Annotated in this window: 18 protein-coding genes and 1 tRNA gene; 6 read left to right on the top strand and 13 right to left on the bottom strand. The window is 54.2% G+C overall.

What is annotated here, in order from left to right; genetic code table 11:
• Positions 1–58: 58 nt before the first annotated feature.
• On the bottom strand, positions 59–1,360 hold the full coding sequence (locus tag ACR0LF_RS19605) for a Gfo/Idh/MocA family protein (protein ID WP_480582854.1): 1,302 nt from the start codon (positions 1,358–1,360) through the stop codon (positions 59–61).
• Between ACR0LF_RS19605 and ACR0LF_RS19610 the strand changes: the two genes are divergently transcribed.
• On the top strand, positions 1,359–2,012 hold the full coding sequence (locus ACR0LF_RS19610; RefSeq protein WP_480582857.1) for a GntR family transcriptional regulator: 654 nt from the start codon (positions 1,359–1,361) through the stop codon (positions 2,010–2,012). The genes ACR0LF_RS19605 and ACR0LF_RS19610 overlap by 2 nt on opposite strands.
• 477 nt (positions 2,013–2,489) lie before the next feature.
• Here the strand turns inward: ACR0LF_RS19610 and ACR0LF_RS19615 are convergent, their stop codons facing one another.
• From ACR0LF_RS19615 to ACR0LF_RS19660, 10 genes are all read right to left on the bottom strand, one after another.
• Complete coding sequence (locus ACR0LF_RS19615) at positions 2,490–3,617, bottom strand: cytochrome-c peroxidase (protein WP_480582860.1); 1,128 nt, start codon at positions 3,615–3,617, stop codon at positions 2,490–2,492.
• On the bottom strand, positions 3,614–3,919 hold the full coding sequence (locus ACR0LF_RS19620) for a hypothetical protein (protein WP_480856456.1): 306 nt from the start codon (positions 3,917–3,919) through the stop codon (positions 3,614–3,616). Before ACR0LF_RS19620 ends, ACR0LF_RS19615 begins: the two co-directional genes overlap by 4 nt.
• A 68-nt stretch (positions 3,920–3,987) precedes the next feature.
• Positions 3,988–4,794 (bottom strand): amidohydrolase family protein, encoded by an 807-nt coding sequence (locus ACR0LF_RS19625; RefSeq protein WP_480582866.1) that lies wholly within the window; start codon positions 4,792–4,794, stop codon positions 3,988–3,990.
• 21 nt (positions 4,795–4,815) lie between these two features.
• Positions 4,816–5,682, bottom strand: coding sequence for a dioxygenase family protein (locus ACR0LF_RS19630; protein ID WP_480582869.1), 867 nt, complete (start codon positions 5,680–5,682; stop codon positions 4,816–4,818).
• A gap of 10 nt (positions 5,683–5,692) precedes the next feature.
• Positions 5,693–6,997, bottom strand: coding sequence for a TRAP transporter large permease (locus ACR0LF_RS19635; protein WP_480582872.1), 1,305 nt, complete (start codon positions 6,995–6,997; stop codon positions 5,693–5,695).
• Complete coding sequence (locus ACR0LF_RS19640) at positions 6,994–7,545, bottom strand: TRAP transporter small permease subunit (protein WP_480582875.1); 552 nt, start codon at positions 7,543–7,545, stop codon at positions 6,994–6,996. Before ACR0LF_RS19640 ends, ACR0LF_RS19635 begins: the two co-directional genes overlap by 4 nt.
• A gap of 30 nt (positions 7,546–7,575) precedes the next feature.
• The gene (locus ACR0LF_RS19645) at positions 7,576–8,649 is read right to left on the bottom strand and encodes a C4-dicarboxylate TRAP transporter substrate-binding protein (RefSeq protein ID WP_480582878.1); all 1,074 of its coding nucleotides are present in this window, start codon (positions 8,647–8,649) and stop codon (positions 7,576–7,578) included.
• A gap of 29 nt (positions 8,650–8,678) precedes the next feature.
• Complete coding sequence (locus ACR0LF_RS19650; RefSeq protein WP_480582881.1) at positions 8,679–9,134, bottom strand: OsmC family protein; 456 nt, start codon at positions 9,132–9,134, stop codon at positions 8,679–8,681.
• Positions 9,135–9,152: 18 nt separating this feature from the next.
• A complete protein-coding gene (locus ACR0LF_RS19655; protein WP_480582884.1) occupies positions 9,153–9,818 on the bottom strand; it encodes a malonic semialdehyde reductase in 666 nt (221 codons plus the stop codon).
• Positions 9,815–10,699, bottom strand: coding sequence for a fumarylacetoacetate hydrolase family protein (locus ACR0LF_RS19660; protein ID WP_480582887.1), 885 nt, complete (start codon positions 10,697–10,699; stop codon positions 9,815–9,817). Before ACR0LF_RS19660 ends, ACR0LF_RS19655 begins: the two co-directional genes overlap by 4 nt.
• Before the next feature lie 84 nt (positions 10,700–10,783).
• Between ACR0LF_RS19660 and ACR0LF_RS19665 the strand changes: the two genes are divergently transcribed.
• The 5 genes from ACR0LF_RS19665 to ACR0LF_RS19685 all read left to right on the top strand — a co-directional run bounded on the left by ACR0LF_RS19665 (position 10,784) and on the right by ACR0LF_RS19685 (position 12,998).
• The gene (locus tag ACR0LF_RS19665) at positions 10,784–11,170 is read left to right on the top strand and encodes a YciI family protein (protein WP_480582890.1); all 387 of its coding nucleotides are present in this window, start codon (positions 10,784–10,786) and stop codon (positions 11,168–11,170) included.
• A 51-nt stretch (positions 11,171–11,221) separates the two neighbouring features.
• A complete protein-coding gene (locus tag ACR0LF_RS19670) occupies positions 11,222–11,878 on the top strand; it encodes a GntR family transcriptional regulator (protein ID WP_480582894.1) in 657 nt (218 codons plus the stop codon).
• A 1-nt stretch (position 11,879) separates the two neighbouring features.
• The gene (locus tag ACR0LF_RS19675) at positions 11,880–12,095 is read left to right on the top strand and encodes a hypothetical protein (protein WP_480582897.1); all 216 of its coding nucleotides are present in this window, start codon (positions 11,880–11,882) and stop codon (positions 12,093–12,095) included.
• A gap of 170 nt (positions 12,096–12,265) precedes the next feature.
• Entirely contained in the window at positions 12,266–12,850 is a 585-nt protein-coding gene (locus ACR0LF_RS19680) for a malonyl-CoA decarboxylase domain-containing protein (RefSeq protein ID WP_480582900.1), read from the top strand.
• Between the two features lies 1 nt (position 12,851).
• Positions 12,852–12,998 (top strand): alpha/beta family hydrolase, encoded by a 147-nt coding sequence (locus ACR0LF_RS19685; RefSeq protein WP_480583009.1) that lies wholly within the window; start codon positions 12,852–12,854, stop codon positions 12,996–12,998.
• A 260-nt stretch (positions 12,999–13,258) separates the two neighbouring features.
• Here the strand turns inward: ACR0LF_RS19685 and ACR0LF_RS19690 are convergent.
• Positions 13,259–13,335 (bottom strand) — tRNA-Arg (locus ACR0LF_RS19690).
• Between the two features lie 64 nt (positions 13,336–13,399).
• Entirely contained in the window at positions 13,400–14,782 is a 1,383-nt protein-coding gene (locus ACR0LF_RS19695) for an ATP-binding protein (RefSeq protein WP_480582903.1), read from the bottom strand.
• Positions 14,783–14,798: the final 16 nt, after the last annotated feature.

Here is a 14,798-nt window from a genome sequence, read left to right on the forward strand (position 1 = left end):
TTTTCCGATTCTGAGTTTTGACCTATTTTGGACATTTTGCAAGATTTTTTACAAAATATCAGATATTTTTCATTGCCTGTAATCTCTGTTGCTGCGTTTCCTGAAGGTTTCTTATCCTGACAGTCTCGCCAGTTCTGCAAGAATTCTGAATAGCTTCAATAACTTGAAGCGTTCTGAAACCTTCCCATCCAGATACAATCGGTTCTGCTTCGTTCCGGGCTACTTCAACAAAGTGCCTAAGCTGATTGACCAGAGGGTCAGACGCACCTTTCTTCAACGCGGTTGATGAGATTGGCGTCCACCAATCCCTTTGCTCTCTCTGGTAACTCCACAGGCGAAGATCGGGAACAGACAACGAACCATGAGAGCCACCTATCATGTAGCTACTCTCAGTGGTTGAAGGATAGATTGGATATTCCTGAGACGTCATCTCCCAGCTCCATGGAGCAACGATGCTGTCGGACACACTTATGGTCCCTATCGCCCCGCTTTCGAACGTCAACAACGCTCCGGCAACATCTTCGTTGTCGTAACCCCGTTGCGATGCAGCCGACTGAGCCTGTACGGACATGACTTCTCCGGCCAGGTACCTCAGCAGGTCCACATCGTGGACAAGATTGACCGAGATGGGCCCTGCACCGGGTTTCTTTCTCCAGGGTGCAGCATCAAAATACTCGTCTGGCTTATAGAACCAGCAATTCGCATGGACAGCGCGCACATCTCCAATCTTCCCATCGACAATGGCTTCCTTAGCCGACCGGATCAGAGGATTGTGCCGACGATGATGTCCGACCATCAGGGGCACATTGGCCTTCTCCGCTGCTTGAACAAGCTCAAGTGCAGCGGTGGCTTCCACGGCGATCGGTTTTTCGACAAGAACGGGACAGCCATGTCGAACACAGGTTAGGCCTTGATCAACATGAAGCGTGGTCGGGGTCGCAAGAACAGCTCCGTCTGGCGTCTGATTTGCAAACATTTCCTCGAGGGTCTCGTAGCATGCGACCCCGTGCTCAACGGCGTAAGCACGACCTTCATCGCTGGGGTCGACCACCGCGACGAGATCAACATGGCGCAACGCTCGGATCGCGTCTGCGTGGCGGCGTCCAACAAGACCAATGCCGACAATGGCAATGCGAAAGTTCTTAGACACTTTGCTTCCTTCCGGAGGGTCCGGAAAATCCCGAAACCGATGATTGCGATCGGGCTGCTTTGCCCAACTTGGCCACGACCGTATTGGGGTTTTCGCGATTCCGCAATAATGTATGATATTTTTATTTTTACCATACATCAGTTTGGATTGCTGATTTCTCTGAAAAATGCTAATTGAACGAGGAAACTGATAATATCGGGTGAAACGCATGGCGAAACAGCCATCTACGATAGGTGCAAGCACTTATCAGCGCATCAAGCGGGACATCATCTTCGGGGAGCTGCAGCCCGGCTCCAAACTGAAGCTGGACGCCTTGAAGGAACGCTACTCGGCAAGCCTTTCGACACTTCGTGAAACGCTGAACAGGCTCGCCAGCGACGGATTTGTCGAAGCTCCCGAGCAACGGGGTTTCCTGGTCACACCGGTTTCACGAGAAGACCTGACCGAGATTGCAGAGCTGCGGGTCCTGTTGGAATGCCACGCTTTGGAGTTGTCCATCGCGAATGGCGACACGGACTGGGAAGGCAACCTCGTTGCCGCACATCACAAACTGCACCTGATGGAACAGCAGCTTCTTAAGGGCGACGAATCCGAAAACGAAACCTGGAAACGATATGATTGGGAGTTTCACCAAGCAATGATCGCGGCCTGCAACTCCAAAAACCTTCTGTCTCTGCACTCGATCATCTACGACAAGTATCTGAGGTATCAGATGCTCGTACTGACCTATCGCGGTGAAGAGGCAGTCAAGGAGCACAAGGGCATGTTCGATGCCGCATTGGCCAGAGACGCGAGCACCGCAAAGAAGCTGTTGGAAGATCACATCCGAAACGGTCTCTCACATACGCTTGAGGCTATGTAGCTCGCTGTTGTTGCTGCCTATCACCATCACCTGGATCAGCGACGCGGGGCCTGACAGGCAAGTTTAATTTCTGTGCTTACCAGATGAATTTCGTAAGTTCATTATTTAACATCCTAACCCCGCTGCATCAGGCAGCCGTATGAGCAGGCATGAAAACGCCAAGCTTCTGCAACCAAAGGTTGCTCTGCACCGCCTTAACAAACCGCGAACATTACTGACCGGGTGTTATGTGAAGGGATCTATGGTTGAGTGGTCCATCCGCCCACAGCCTACCGGCCAAATCACCTAACACCACCTGAAGCGGCATTTTCCCGTCAACTTGATTTTGCTTGCCTAAACCAATATTCAGACCGGCTGCGTTTTCGACCGTCTATCCGAGCCCGGCCCGAAAGAAACAAGCCAACCGGTGGAGGGTGCCATGTAGTCCAGAAACTGCATGAAAGGCCTAGGACATGGCCCACTACAAACGCAAACGCTTTAGTAAGGCGCCTTGGACAGCGTCATCAAAAACGCAACTAAGTCTGAAATCTCTTGCTCAGACAAATTCAATTGCGAGAGAATGGCTTCACCGTCGGCGTGCAGCCTTTCCGTATTGATTTTGCTGTAATGTCGGATCACAGCGTTCAGATCCTTTAGGCTGCCGTCATGCATGTACGGTGCGGTTTCAGCCACTCCGCGCAGGCTGGGCGTGCGGAAGGTTCCAAAATCAGCGTGGCTCCGGCGTACATTTCGAACCGCCCAAGCACCTTGCCTGTTCGGATCATCATTCCAGTTGCCGTCCAGTGTGTAGGGGCTTGAGAGTAAAAAGTTCAGCCCACCGAACCGCCCTTCGTCGACCTCGGTTTCATTCAGAAAATATGGCACTCCAGCGTCATGGAACTCGTTGTTGGAAAATCTCGGACCATTGTGGCACAACACACAGTTTCCACGCCCTATGAACAACTGAAGACCTCGCTGTGCAGCTTCGGGGTAGCTCGCAGCCGCTGCTAAATCTTGATTCTCCAATGCATCGCGGAATTCGTCAAACTGTGTTCGGACCGTAGCCAAAGTTTCCAAGTAGGCGGATAGAGTTTTGGCAATGTTCACCAGCACAAGCTCTGAATCTTGCACCTGAATGTCGCCAAATATGACTTCAAAGTCATCAATGTAGACACTTTCAGAGATTGCTGTTTTTAGGCTTTCGGGGCTGTGCGCCATCTCTTGTTCTTCGATGATCGGATGCAGGCTGGCTGCCCAAAGGTTATCGCTTTTGCCACCCCACCCATACCAGCGGAGTCCGGCCAGGTTCCGCAGTGATGGAGTGTTTCGGTCTAACAGTACACGGCCGAGCGCCTGCGCCTCCGACGTTGTAAACGCCTGTTCAGGATCATGACAACTTGCACAAGAAAATGCACCGTCGACGGATAACACCGGATCGTTGAATAAGGCCTCTCCAAGCGCGATCGCTCTGGCATTGTTCGAAACCCTATTGCTTGGGTCTGACTGGAAGGATGGTGGCCAAGGCCCAAAGGAAAGCGTTTGTTCAATTTCGTCTGCAGACAACAAGACCTCTGCACGCACTGCACCTGTCAGGGCTATGAGCGCAGCTGAAAACCACAGCTTCATTTCAGCGTAATTTCTGACGAGTAGAATATTGATTGGCCATTGATGTCGACATCGACCTGCAACTCCCACAAACCCGGCATGTGAAACAGCATATCATCAACACGGAACGCTCCGCCGCCCAAGGCGGTAACTTTGGGGGTATAGTTCATACCGTGTCGATGAGCCGGCATGATTGCATCCACATGCATTTGGCCCACGGCAGTTTCACTACAAATAGAAACCAGTACGGAAAACGGTTGAGCCAACGGAATTTCATCGACGGACAGATAAACTTCGGGTGCGTTTTGAACTTCCGAATTCATACGTTGCCCAGTTACGTCACAAGCAAAAGCCGTGCTGGACCAAATCATAAACCAGACAGCGCAGCGGATCATTCTGATGCCAGCAAACGTTCTGCGTTGGCATAGGCGATGTTGTCCGCAATCTGGTCCGGCAGCAAATCCAGCCATTCACGCGAAAAGTCTGCGTGGGGGCCGACATAGTACCAACGTTCCGGCGCAAATGTATCCGTACCGACCATAAACCGATCGGGATGGGCTTCGAACGCAGCCTTCCAATTCGGGTCGATACTGCCTCGTGAGACCATGTCTGAACGAAATGCCAAATCGGCCCAAAGCCTGGGATAGGTGTCCAGCGCGTCAACAACACTCGCTGGATCATCAAAGCCAGAGTGGGCCCACAGTACCCGAGCTTCAGGCCAGGTTTCGAAGATCAGGTCAACTGCCTCTCGATCGCCGTGGTGGTGTAGAATGAGGTTCCGCTCTTTCGCCAGTGCAATCATGCGCTGGATAACCGGCGTCTTAATGTCGTCTCCGTAAGCGTGAAACTCGCCGATGGCTTCGTAGTCGTTCTTGGCCAGATTTGCTTCCAAATAGTCGATTACGGTTTCATCGTGCATCCAGGTGTTGATTTCACCGCGACGCCGGTAAGGGCGCAGTGCCGGAACAACGATATCTGGTGCTGCGGCCAACAACAGCTGAGTACCATTGTCATCCGAGCTGGAAACCAGGGCTTTACGCACGCCCGCATCCCGAAGGATATTAGCCACCTGTTCAGGAGGAACCAGTTTGACGGCATCGTGGCTGTAATGAATATGCGCGTCAAAGATCGGGCGCTCTTCTGCGATAGCACTACTGCAAATCAGCGCGGCACCTAATATGAAGATATGTTTCAGCACCTCAAGCCTCCTCAATATCGTTCAGACTTTGGCAAGCTTCACATCGAACTTCACGTGCAAGAATGGTTCAGTGATCTTACCAGAAAGCTCCATGCCATCAGGAAATTCTGAAACTGGCCTTTCAACATAGGTCATCACCAGATCATCCCGAACACCAAACACTGTATCCTGATCCAAATAAGGATCGTCGTCGGGGAAAATCTCAGTGACCAAAGAACGGTAGCCAGGAGCTTTGACGATATAGTGCAGGTGCGAGGGTCGCCAGGGATGGCGGCCGCAGGCGCGCAGGATGTCCCCGACAGGCCCATCTGACGGTACCGTGTATTCAACTGGCTTGACGGTCGTGAATGCATACTTACCGTCGTCACCGGTAGTCATCAGGCCGTGAAAAGAATAGGTGTCCTGTTCTTCGTCCTGGCTTGCATACATTCCATTCGGTGCGGTTTGCCAGATATCCAGCTCTGCACCGGAAATCGGATTACCATCGGTATCCCGGATCACGCCTTCAGCAAGCAGCACAGGCCCACCGTAGTGGCGCTTCATATCCCCGCCGAATGGCAGAGGCGGCGCGCCAGAGACATGGAAGGGGCCAAGTACGGATGAACTTGTTGCATTAGAACTAGAATGCAGCATGTCCACCAATGACGAAAGGCCCAGCACATCCGAGGCGAGCACGAATTCATGCCTGTCCTCGGTTTCCACCGCAGCGCAGCCCTCCAGAAATGCAATCCCGGCGCGCCATTCGTCATGTGTCAGGTTGGTTTCTCGCGCGAAGTCATGGAGGTGTTTGACCAGAGACCCCATGATTTCTCTCATCCGCGGATCGGTGTCCTTGGACAGGTATCCCATGAACACGTCGGTGATATTGTCTTTGGTGACAGAGCGCATCTGGGCCTCCTTAAATCAGGGCAAGGCTGAGGATCGGAAACTCGATCAGAATAAACAGAACGATTAGCATCACGAACGCAAAGGGAAGTGCGCCCATGAACACATCCTTGAGCGATATTCGGTCATCGTTGATCGTCGATTTGATGACGAAGCAAGATATGCCCAAAGGCGGGGTCAAAAGTCCGATTTCGGCGCCGACAACTGTGATAATGCCAAACCAGATCAACGACATATCCAGTGCTTCGGCCATGGGCAGAAACAACGGGACAACGATCAGAATGATGGACGCTGTATCCAGCAATGTTCCAAGGAAAAGCATCAACAGGACGTAAAGCAGCATGATCGACCAGAAGGACGCTGAGTTTCCAGCAAGCAGGTCCTGCAATTGGTTGGGCAAGCCTGCCAAACCAAGCATACGGCTATAGATCGAAGCCGCTGTGATCAGGAACAGGATCGCCGCTGTGATGTGCCCGGTCTCCAGCAATGCGTCCCAGAACGCGCGCGGTGACATCGACTTGCGGGCAATAGCAATGATCAGCGCAACAAAGGCTCCTGCGGCCCCTGCCTCGACTGCGGTCAACCAACCTGTGTAAATTCCGCCCAGGACAATGGTGATGATGAACAGCGTCGGCAGTGTCTTGGATGCAACCTCACGACCGGACATCCATTCGGTATCTTCGACGACCCGGCCACCCACGAATGCCGGTGTGAAACGCCCCATGACCCAAATCGCGCCGACATAAGCGATGGCCAGCATAATCCCCGGAATGACCCCCGCAAGGAACATGTCTCCCACAGATTGCTCGGCGACAAAGGAATAGATGATCAGCATCGCCGACGGTGGGATGATCATGCCCAGCACCGACGACCCGGCCACAACCCCAACCGCAAAACGTGGATTATATGCCTGCGCCATCATCTGCGGTACCGAGACCTTGGTAAACACGGATGCGGACGCAATGGACGACCCGGTAACGGCCGCAAACACGGCATTTGCTCCGACGGTCGCCATTCCGATACCGCCTTTGACCTTGCGGAACCGCATGGTCATGACTTCGTAAATGTCCCTGCCTAGCCCCGCTTTTGAAACGATGAGCCCCATAAAGGTAAACAGCGGGATTGTCGCGAAACTGTATTCCATCGCGCTGTCGCCCACCGCAACCTTCAGCAGGTTGAGCGCGAGCGTGAAGTTATCCCGCATCAGCCAGATCGACACGAAGGAGACCACGCCCAAAGCAATCGGAATGTAGACGCCCGCGTAAATCAAAAAGACGATGGCAACGACCGAGATCAGGCCAATCTCGATCGGCGTCATTCTTCCGCCTCGTCATGCTCTGGGGTGCGAATAAGTTGCGGGCGGTCCTGCGCCGTGACGACCTTGAGCAGGAAGATCACGCAGGCAAGCGCAGTACCACACGCGATGACCAGTTTGACCGGCCACCATGGCAATGTGAAAAGACCGGGTACTCCGAAGTAGTCCTGTGTCTCCCACATATGAAGAAATTCTGGGAAGGTTACATACGCAATCAAAGCCATAAAGATTGCCGATATGGCGTTGATGATGCGCCTCAGGCTGGCTGTCAGACCCGGGCGGCGATGGTGCAGCAAGTTCAGGAACCCGTCTGAACGCGTCAACCGATCCACTCTTACAACGTCTGCCAATTGCAGAAAGACGATCATCACGACCGAGAATTGCACCATTTCATATGTTCCGCGCAGCGGAGCCGAAAAAAGACCGCGTGCAATCACGTCAATGTTCAGAATGACCACCAACGCAAGGACGACGAGCGTACCCAAGGCGTTGGCGGCGATTGCGAGCGAATTGGCGACCCGCGACAGGCCAGCAACTGCGGTCTTCAGCATGAAAGGCCCCTTTCGTGGATCGCCAGACAGTTACTCAGCCGTCCAGTCACGCACGCCGGTGAATCCGGCATCCTGAAGCTTGCCGAGGTAAGCGGCCAGCATCTCTGTGCCCTGCTCGCCGTTATCGTTCAGCGTCGCGGCCCATTCCTGCGCGACATTCGGCATGGCGTTTGCCCAAGCGGCACGGTCTTCGTCCGAAACCTCGACGATTGTTCCACCCGCTTCTACATACGCATCCCGCGAAGCAGCGGCGCGATCCATCGCGATGCCGGCGACATGGTCACGGTAGTCGATGGCAACGGCCTTTAACACGTCTTTGACTTCGTCCGGGAGGCCAGCCCAGTAGTCGGCATTGACGGTGATGGTCTTGGAATTCACTGCTCCCAGATCAGCCTTGAGCATGTACGGCGCTACTTCCGCGATCTTAAACGTCTTTGCGGCTTCGGGCCAAAGCATGCCGCAATCGACGAGGCCGGTTTGAAGCATGTTGTAGAAATCGGTTAGTCCCCCGCGTACACCGGCGGCATCCTTAATCCCTTCAAGATAACGCAGGTTCAGGCCTGCTCCTGCGATTTTGCGGCCTTCAAGATCGGCAACCGAAGAAACAGGTTCCGTGCAGAAGATTTGATAGGTGTCGAGCACAACGCCGGTAGCAAGATAAACTTGGTTCTGCGCGGCGAACTCGTTTTGCATCGCCGGGTATTCACGAGCGATTTCATCAACAGCCTTGGCGACGGCGCGGGAATCCGATGCCACAAAAGGTGTCGAGCCCGATATTCCTTGGCTGGGAAGCTTCGAAGAATGGAAGATTGTGGTAACGATGCCAATGTCCCCTAAGCCCAGCTGAATACCTTCCAGAACGCCCTTGGGCTTGACGATCGAACCGCCGTAATTCTCTTGCCAGCTCATCTTGTAGTTGCCGGAATCGGCCAACCGCTTGTCCACTTCTGGAATGAAGAAGTTGGTGAATTCTTTCACCCACAACGCGCGGTCGGGATAGCCATCAATTACGACGGCAGAGATGGTCTCTTCTGCCGCGAGGGGCATCGCCATGACGCCTGCCAGAGCAGCGCCCACCAGGCTGCGTTTGGTCCAGTTTTTCATTTCTCTCCTCCCAGAAAGTCGGGTCTTTTTTATTTTTTTGCTTTGACCCAGTTGACGGTCAGGTCCGTGCCTGCCGCTTCAAACAGTTTTGCGATGGCGCAATACTTGGCTGTCTCCTCGCCCACGCGCGTCAGTTCCTCCTGACTGGCGGGCGTCTCACAATTCACGGTGAGTTCGATTTCCGGAAACGGAACATCGATCTCCTCTTCCATCAGGACACCGCGCCGATCCAGCCTGCATTTCGCGTCGATTGTCACAGTGCCGAGGTCAACTCCCAACCGATGTGCGTTCTTGTGCCCGATGACATTCGTACAGGCGATCAGGGCTGCCATTGCGGTTTCGGTCGGAGACGGACCAAGATTTGTCCCGCCGCGTTCGACGGGTTCATCGACAACAACATCAAGATCGCGAATTGGTATTTCAGTCCGCGCATGTGTCGGGCACTGAGCTGTCGTGCGGTAAGTCACGACGGGTTTCACTTTCATAGCCACAGCGTCACCTCCTCATGCATAAGAGCAAACCTTTTCGAATGGAAAACGTGGAAGCTTCTGGAACAATCCGGTCTCGTCCGCGTAGCCCAGATTGCAAAGAAAATTGGACTTGAGCGTCGTGCCCGCGAAGAACTCCTCATCGACGATCTTGTTCGAAAAACCTGACATGGCGCCGACGTCCAACCCGACAGCCCGGGCCGCAATCATGAAGTAAGCGCCCTGAAGCGTGCCATTTCGAAAGGCCGTGTCCGCCACGTAGTCGGGCTTGTTTTCGAACAATGGCCGACGGTCTTCGTGCGGGAAAAGAAAGGGCAGTTCCTTCCAGAAGTCCATGTCATAGGCGATGATCGCCGTGACCGGAGCATCCATCATCTTTGGCACATTCTTCGGCTTTAAAGACTTTGCAAGCCGCTCTTTCCCTTCGGGACTTTTCACGAAAACGAAGCGCGCGGGCAACGTATTCATGCTGGTCGCGCCGTTGATCGTGATGTCGTAGATCTCTTCAAGTATGTCATCAGCAACAGGCTTGTTGGTCCACGCGTAGTGCGATCTGGATTCGCGCAGGATCAAGGCGATCGCGTCATCCGACAAGCGTGGAATGCGCTCGCGCAGATCACGGTGATCTTGCTGCGCCTTGGCGCGAAGTGCCTCCAGCTCTGCTCCGGTTGGTGCGCTCATGCTGCGGCCACCTTGGACTTGGCGTCTTTTTCGTCAATGATTGGGCTGGCGCAAATTCCGATGCCTTCAATCTCGACCTCAACGGTTTCGCCGGGCTTCAACCAACGAGGATTTGGCTTCTTGGCGTGTCCAACACCCGGTGGTGTTCCCAGAGCAATATGATCGCCGGGCTCCAGAGTGGTGTACTCCGAAATCGTCGCGATGACCTGACGAACGCCCCAGATCATGTTGGCGGTATTCGAGCTTTGAAGGATTTCGTCCCCCACACGGCTTTCGATCTTCAGACCTGATGCGCCTTCGGGCAACTCATCCGGCGTCACGGTGAAAGGTCCGATCGCGCCAGTGTCATCAAAGTTTTTCCCGGGCGTCCACTGAACGGTTTTGCGCTGATAATCCCGCAGCGAACCATCGTTGAATACAGTGTAGCCAAAGACATAGTCCAGTGCGTCCTGCTCCGAGACATGGCGACCGCGTTTTCCAACGATCAGCATAAGTTCGGCTTCGTAGTCGAGCTTATCGGAACAGGCAGGCCGCACCATAGGTTGCCCTGCCGCCATGATTGAGTTCTTCCCGCGCATGAACAGCGTCGGATACTCCGGGATATCATACCCGCCTTCCTTGATGTGATCCGTGTAGTTCAACCCCATGCAAATGATCGTTCCGGGAATGGCAACGGGCAATGCAGGAGTGATGGAAGACACGGGCACACTGTCTGCGGCGTCAATTTTGCTGGCAAGTGAGTCGGCCAGTTCGGGCTTGGCTATCAAACCCATCAAATCCGAACCGACGGCAGGGTCCAAAGCCGTTAGATTCACTGCGTTTTCGCCGTTTACGGCAAAAACCGCTGTGCCTTCCGAAGTCTCTCCCACCAGGTATTTCATTTTCACCATCCATGTCAGTTTGCTTGATTTTTGCCGACTATTTTGCCATATGTCAAATAATATCGATATTTTTGGAGGCGGCAAATGGTTGCTTGGGCAGACTACAAATCAGAAGCAAAAAGCCGCGGTGCGCTTGCTTTGGAGCTTTACGTCGCGCTGAGCACGCCAGCCAAAGCGCCGGATGATGTAAAGGCGTCACTGCCAGATCACTTGGCGTACCAGGCGCAGCTTGAACGTTTGGGGCAACTGGCTTTTGCAGGCCCCATGTCGGATGAAACCGGCGAGCATATGAAGGGGATGGGGCTGATCATCTATCGCGCCGACAGCCTTGAGTCCGCCCGGAAGCTGGCCGAAAACGATCCTATGCACAAAAGCAGGGCGCGTAGCTTTGTGCTTCGGCGCTGGTTGATCAACGAAGGCTCGCTGAACCTTTCAGTTGGTCTATCGACTGGAACGAGTGCCTTCAGTTAAGTGCACTCAAGAGTATTTGCCGCGAAATAGGAACAGTCGGATATGGACGCCATGCTTGATACTGAGGGCAAAGAGACATCAGCCACTCATGGAGCGTATCGAAGGCTGCGCGAAATGATCCTGACCGGAGAATTACCTCCGGGTCAAAAACTCAAGATCGAACAGCTTCGCGGGCTTTTGGACACTGGCGCTAGTCCGGTTCGTGAAGCGCTTAGCCTTTTGACTTCGGACATGCTGGTCGAACGGATTGATCAGCGCGGATTTCGGGCAGCGCCAGTCAGCAAGTGTAACTTTGAGGAAATCCTTCTGCTTCGATGCAACCTTGAAGAAACCGCGTTGCGTGCTTCCATCAGCAATGCGGATGCGGCCTGGGAAGATCGGCTTGTCTTGCGTCACCATCATATGAAAAAGGCCAGCCAGAACGGAGCGCGCGACTTTGAGGACGCTCATAAGGCGTTTCACTTGGCCTTGTTGGACAATTCGAAACTGCCGTTGCTGCTGCGGTATTGCTCGCAGCTTTATGACCTGAACATTCGCTACCGCTATCTGGCGGCCGGCGGGTCGAGCTATAAAAAGCGAGACATCGCCGCCGAACATCAGCAAATCCTGGACGCCGCTTTGAACCACGACGCAGACAGCGCAACTCGGCATTTGGTCGACCACTACCGGCGAACAGGCGAGTACTTGAGCAGCCAGATGGAGCCCTGAAATGCAGCGGAATTGGTTTCTGGGTGATCTACTAAACCAATTGCTGGACCGTCCCGACAAAAGGCGTGGCAAGGATGACAAACGGTCCATTGCCGAACTATGTGAGGCGCTTTTATCTGCCGAAGGTGAAGTTTCCGGCTTCACGCTCGCGTCTACGATCCTTGAGCGCTACCACACCCTGAATGATGCGGAGAAACTAGACTTTTTGTCTATTTGAATGACCAACTTGAGTTGGACGCAAATCAGCTTTCTGAAGCAGCCCGCCACTACGACAGCGACCAAAGTGTCAATCTTTATCAAAGGCTTAGTAAAGTTTCAGAGCCACGGCGGCAAGAGTTATTGTGACGGCTGAACCAGCCGTCTGGTGCGACGCAGGAACTTGTAGCCATGCGCGTTGATCTGCTGAGCTTTCTCAAGTCCAAACCGGAACTCAAACGAACGGATATCGATTTCGTCCATTTATTGCGCAGCTGGTTCAACCGAGGCTTTCTTGTCCTCAAGCAAATCAGCTGGGACACCCCTGCCCGCGTTCTGGATAAGATCATCGCCTATGAAGCGGTGCACCATATCAACGATCTGGACAATTTGCGGCGAAGGCTCTTCCCGCCAGACCGTCGTTGTTTTGCGTTCTTCCACCCCTCGATGCCAGATGAGCCACTGATTTTTGTTGAGGTCGCTCTGACCGCTCAAATCCCGAATGCAATAGATACGCTTCTATCCGAAGCACGAGAACCGATCGAAGCCGAGCAGGCAAAGGTCCCGGCGTTCTATTCCATTTCAAACTGCCAAAAGGGTTTGGCGGGCATCAGCTTTGGGAATCTATTGATAAAGCAGGTTGTGACCGAGCTTTCGCGGGAGCTTCGCGAGCTTGATACCTTTGTGACATTGTCGCCGATATCCGTACCATCCTATCTGAAAACCCCGAAAAACTTCGCACTAAACATCTGCGAAACCTACGAACACCAACACTGATCTGTCAGAGAGCGCGAGACCAATTTGGTTCGAAGAGGGAGATCACGACCTGAAATCACGCAAACGCATTTCAGGCTTTACCCACGCGGACCACTTGAAGTCGATGGCGGTTGCGGTTGCGGCGTGGATCGACGGGATCAGAAATTAGATCGGTCGTCAGCCCCAAGAGCGAATGTGTCAACTCAATCCGTTCGGGATCCGGCGCTGGCCGACGACTCTGCGCCCCGCATCGTGAAGATTGGACAAGTCGTACGCTCGGGTGAGTATGAGCCTTGCGAATTACCTTCGCTCGCATATGTGACCGGAAATATTTACTTTTGATCTGCGTAGATCGACTCGTTTTGTCTCGCTCCTGTCTCGCCCACAAGGCCTCAGAAGCAACCGCCAAAATCTAAGTCGTTGATTTAATGGCGGACCGAGGAGGATTCGAACCCCCGACCCCTTGATTCGTAGTCAAGTACTCTATCCAGCTGAGCTATCGGTCCGCGTTGGTGAGGCGGTATTTAGACCCGGTGTTCGGGACGTGCAAGTCGATTCTGCAATAAATTTTTAAAAAGTCACTTCGCCCCGAGGAAGCCTGATTTCAAACGTCGTTCCCTGCGGCCCGGTCTCAGTCAGCACAAGATCGCCGCCATGTCCGCGCACCAGCTCCTGCGAAATCGCAAGTCCAAGACCCGAACCTCCCTTGCGCACCCCGCCCTGAAACGGCGTGAACAGATTCTCGCGCGCTTTGGGCGGCAGACCGGGGCCGGTATCGCGAACCTCCACGCACCAGTCGTTTTCATACGCGCATCCGGCAATCGTGATCCTGCCGGGTTTGCCGGACGCCACCAGCGCCTGACGAGCGTTGCGGACCAGGTTCATTATGACCCGGAATATCTGTTCTGGATCGGCACGGGCGACCAGATCTTCGGGCACGTCGTTAACGATTTCAACGCCAGTGTCTGATACGGCAAGCCGTTCGCTGACGACGACATCCTCGGCCACATCGCGCAGGCGCACCATGGTCAGCGTCGGGGCGGGCTCTTCGGCGCGACCGAAGGCCAGTGTGCTTTCACACAATGACACCGCCCGCGTGATCGAGTTTACCAGCTTCGGCGCCATGCGCCGGACCAGCGGGTCGTCGCTGGCCTCGATACGGTCCGTGAACAGTTGCGCCGAGGTCAGGATGTTGCGCAGATCATGGCTGACCTTGGCCACCGCCCCGCCCAATTGCGCCAGGCGTTCTCGTTGTTTCAGGGCCTGCGTCAGTTCTTTCTGCAACTGTTGCAGAGCCTCTTCCGCCTCGCGCAGTTCGGTCACTTTTGAATTGGGTGAGATGATCCCACGCGCATCTTCCGGCGCGCCCGCATAGCGCTGCATGTAGCCGACAACGCTTTTGATCGGTTTCACAAGGACAACGCGCACGGCCAGAAACAGGAAGAATGCAGTGATAATTGAAATCACAAAGGACAGGCCCAGAATGCGCAGCCCATAATCGGTCATTGCCATGCGCAGCGGCATGCTGTCGATGGTGACCTCAATCAGAAGCCCCGCCCCTTTGACCGGTTCACCGATGACACGGATGACTTCGTTTTCCGGCGTGAACAGGCGCCTCAACGCGTCCCGGATCAAAACCCACGGCCCGGCATCGCGCAGATCGTAGGTCTTGGTGATCGCCTCGGGGATCGGAGAAGACAGCATCAGCTGGCGCACCTCGTCCCGGCGCAGCACCACGTTGTAGACACCCGCATTGGCCAGCAGTTCGGCCTCGAGGTCTTCGGCCAGCATGTCGTCGGCCAACAGCGCCAGCGAGGCGATTTGCGCACGTTCAAGCCGGTTCAGCAGGAAGTCTTCGCGAAAGCGCGCAATCGAGGGCACAAAAATCAATATCTCGGCCAACATGACGAAGACCGTGGTCAGGATCAGAAATCGGCCTGACAGCGAGTTCAAATTGCGCTCCCTTTCC

The organism is Ruegeria sp. E8 (assembly GCF_056533985.1).

Excerpts from the sequence above, each read along its gene's own strand:
- ACR0LF_RS19665 (WP_480582890.1), top strand. The coding sequence starts at position 10,784 with ATGGTTGCTTGGGCAGACTACAAATCAGAAGCAAAAAGCCGCGGTGCG.
- ACR0LF_RS19645 (WP_480582878.1), bottom strand. The coding sequence starts at position 8,649 with ATGAAAAACTGGACCAAACGCAGCCTGGTGGGCGCTGCTCTGGCAGGC.
- ACR0LF_RS19655 (WP_480582884.1), bottom strand. The coding sequence starts at position 9,818 with ATGAGCGCACCAACCGGAGCAGAGCTGGAGGCACTTCGCGCCAAGGCG.
- ACR0LF_RS19660 (WP_480582887.1), bottom strand. The coding sequence starts at position 10,699 with ATGAAATACCTGGTGGGAGAGACTTCGGAAGGCACAGCGGTTTTTGCC.
- ACR0LF_RS19675 (WP_480582897.1), top strand. The coding sequence starts at position 11,880 with ATGCAGCGGAATTGGTTTCTGGGTGATCTACTAAACCAATTGCTGGAC.
- ACR0LF_RS19610 (WP_480582857.1), top strand. The coding sequence starts at position 1,359 with ATGGCGAAACAGCCATCTACGATAGGTGCAAGCACTTATCAGCGCATC.
- ACR0LF_RS19615 (WP_480582860.1), bottom strand. The coding sequence starts at position 3,617 with ATGAAGCTGTGGTTTTCAGCTGCGCTCATAGCCCTGACAGGTGCAGTG.
- ACR0LF_RS19670 (WP_480582894.1), top strand. The coding sequence starts at position 11,222 with ATGCTTGATACTGAGGGCAAAGAGACATCAGCCACTCATGGAGCGTAT.
- ACR0LF_RS19680 (WP_480582900.1), top strand. The coding sequence starts at position 12,266 with ATGCGCGTTGATCTGCTGAGCTTTCTCAAGTCCAAACCGGAACTCAAA.
- ACR0LF_RS19635 (WP_480582872.1), bottom strand. The coding sequence starts at position 6,997 with ATGACGCCGATCGAGATTGGCCTGATCTCGGTCGTTGCCATCGTCTTT.
- ACR0LF_RS19650 (WP_480582881.1), bottom strand. The coding sequence starts at position 9,134 with ATGAAAGTGAAACCCGTCGTGACTTACCGCACGACAGCTCAGTGCCCG.
- ACR0LF_RS19605 (WP_480582854.1), bottom strand. The coding sequence starts at position 1,360 with ATGCGTTTCACCCGATATTATCAGTTTCCTCGTTCAATTAGCATTTTT.
- ACR0LF_RS19630 (WP_480582869.1), bottom strand. The coding sequence starts at position 5,682 with ATGCGCTCTGTCACCAAAGACAATATCACCGACGTGTTCATGGGATAC.
- ACR0LF_RS19620 (WP_480856456.1), bottom strand. The coding sequence starts at position 3,919 with ATGAATTCGGAAGTTCAAAACGCACCCGAAGTTTATCTGTCCGTCGAT.
- ACR0LF_RS19640 (WP_480582875.1), bottom strand. The coding sequence starts at position 7,545 with ATGCTGAAGACCGCAGTTGCTGGCCTGTCGCGGGTCGCCAATTCGCTC.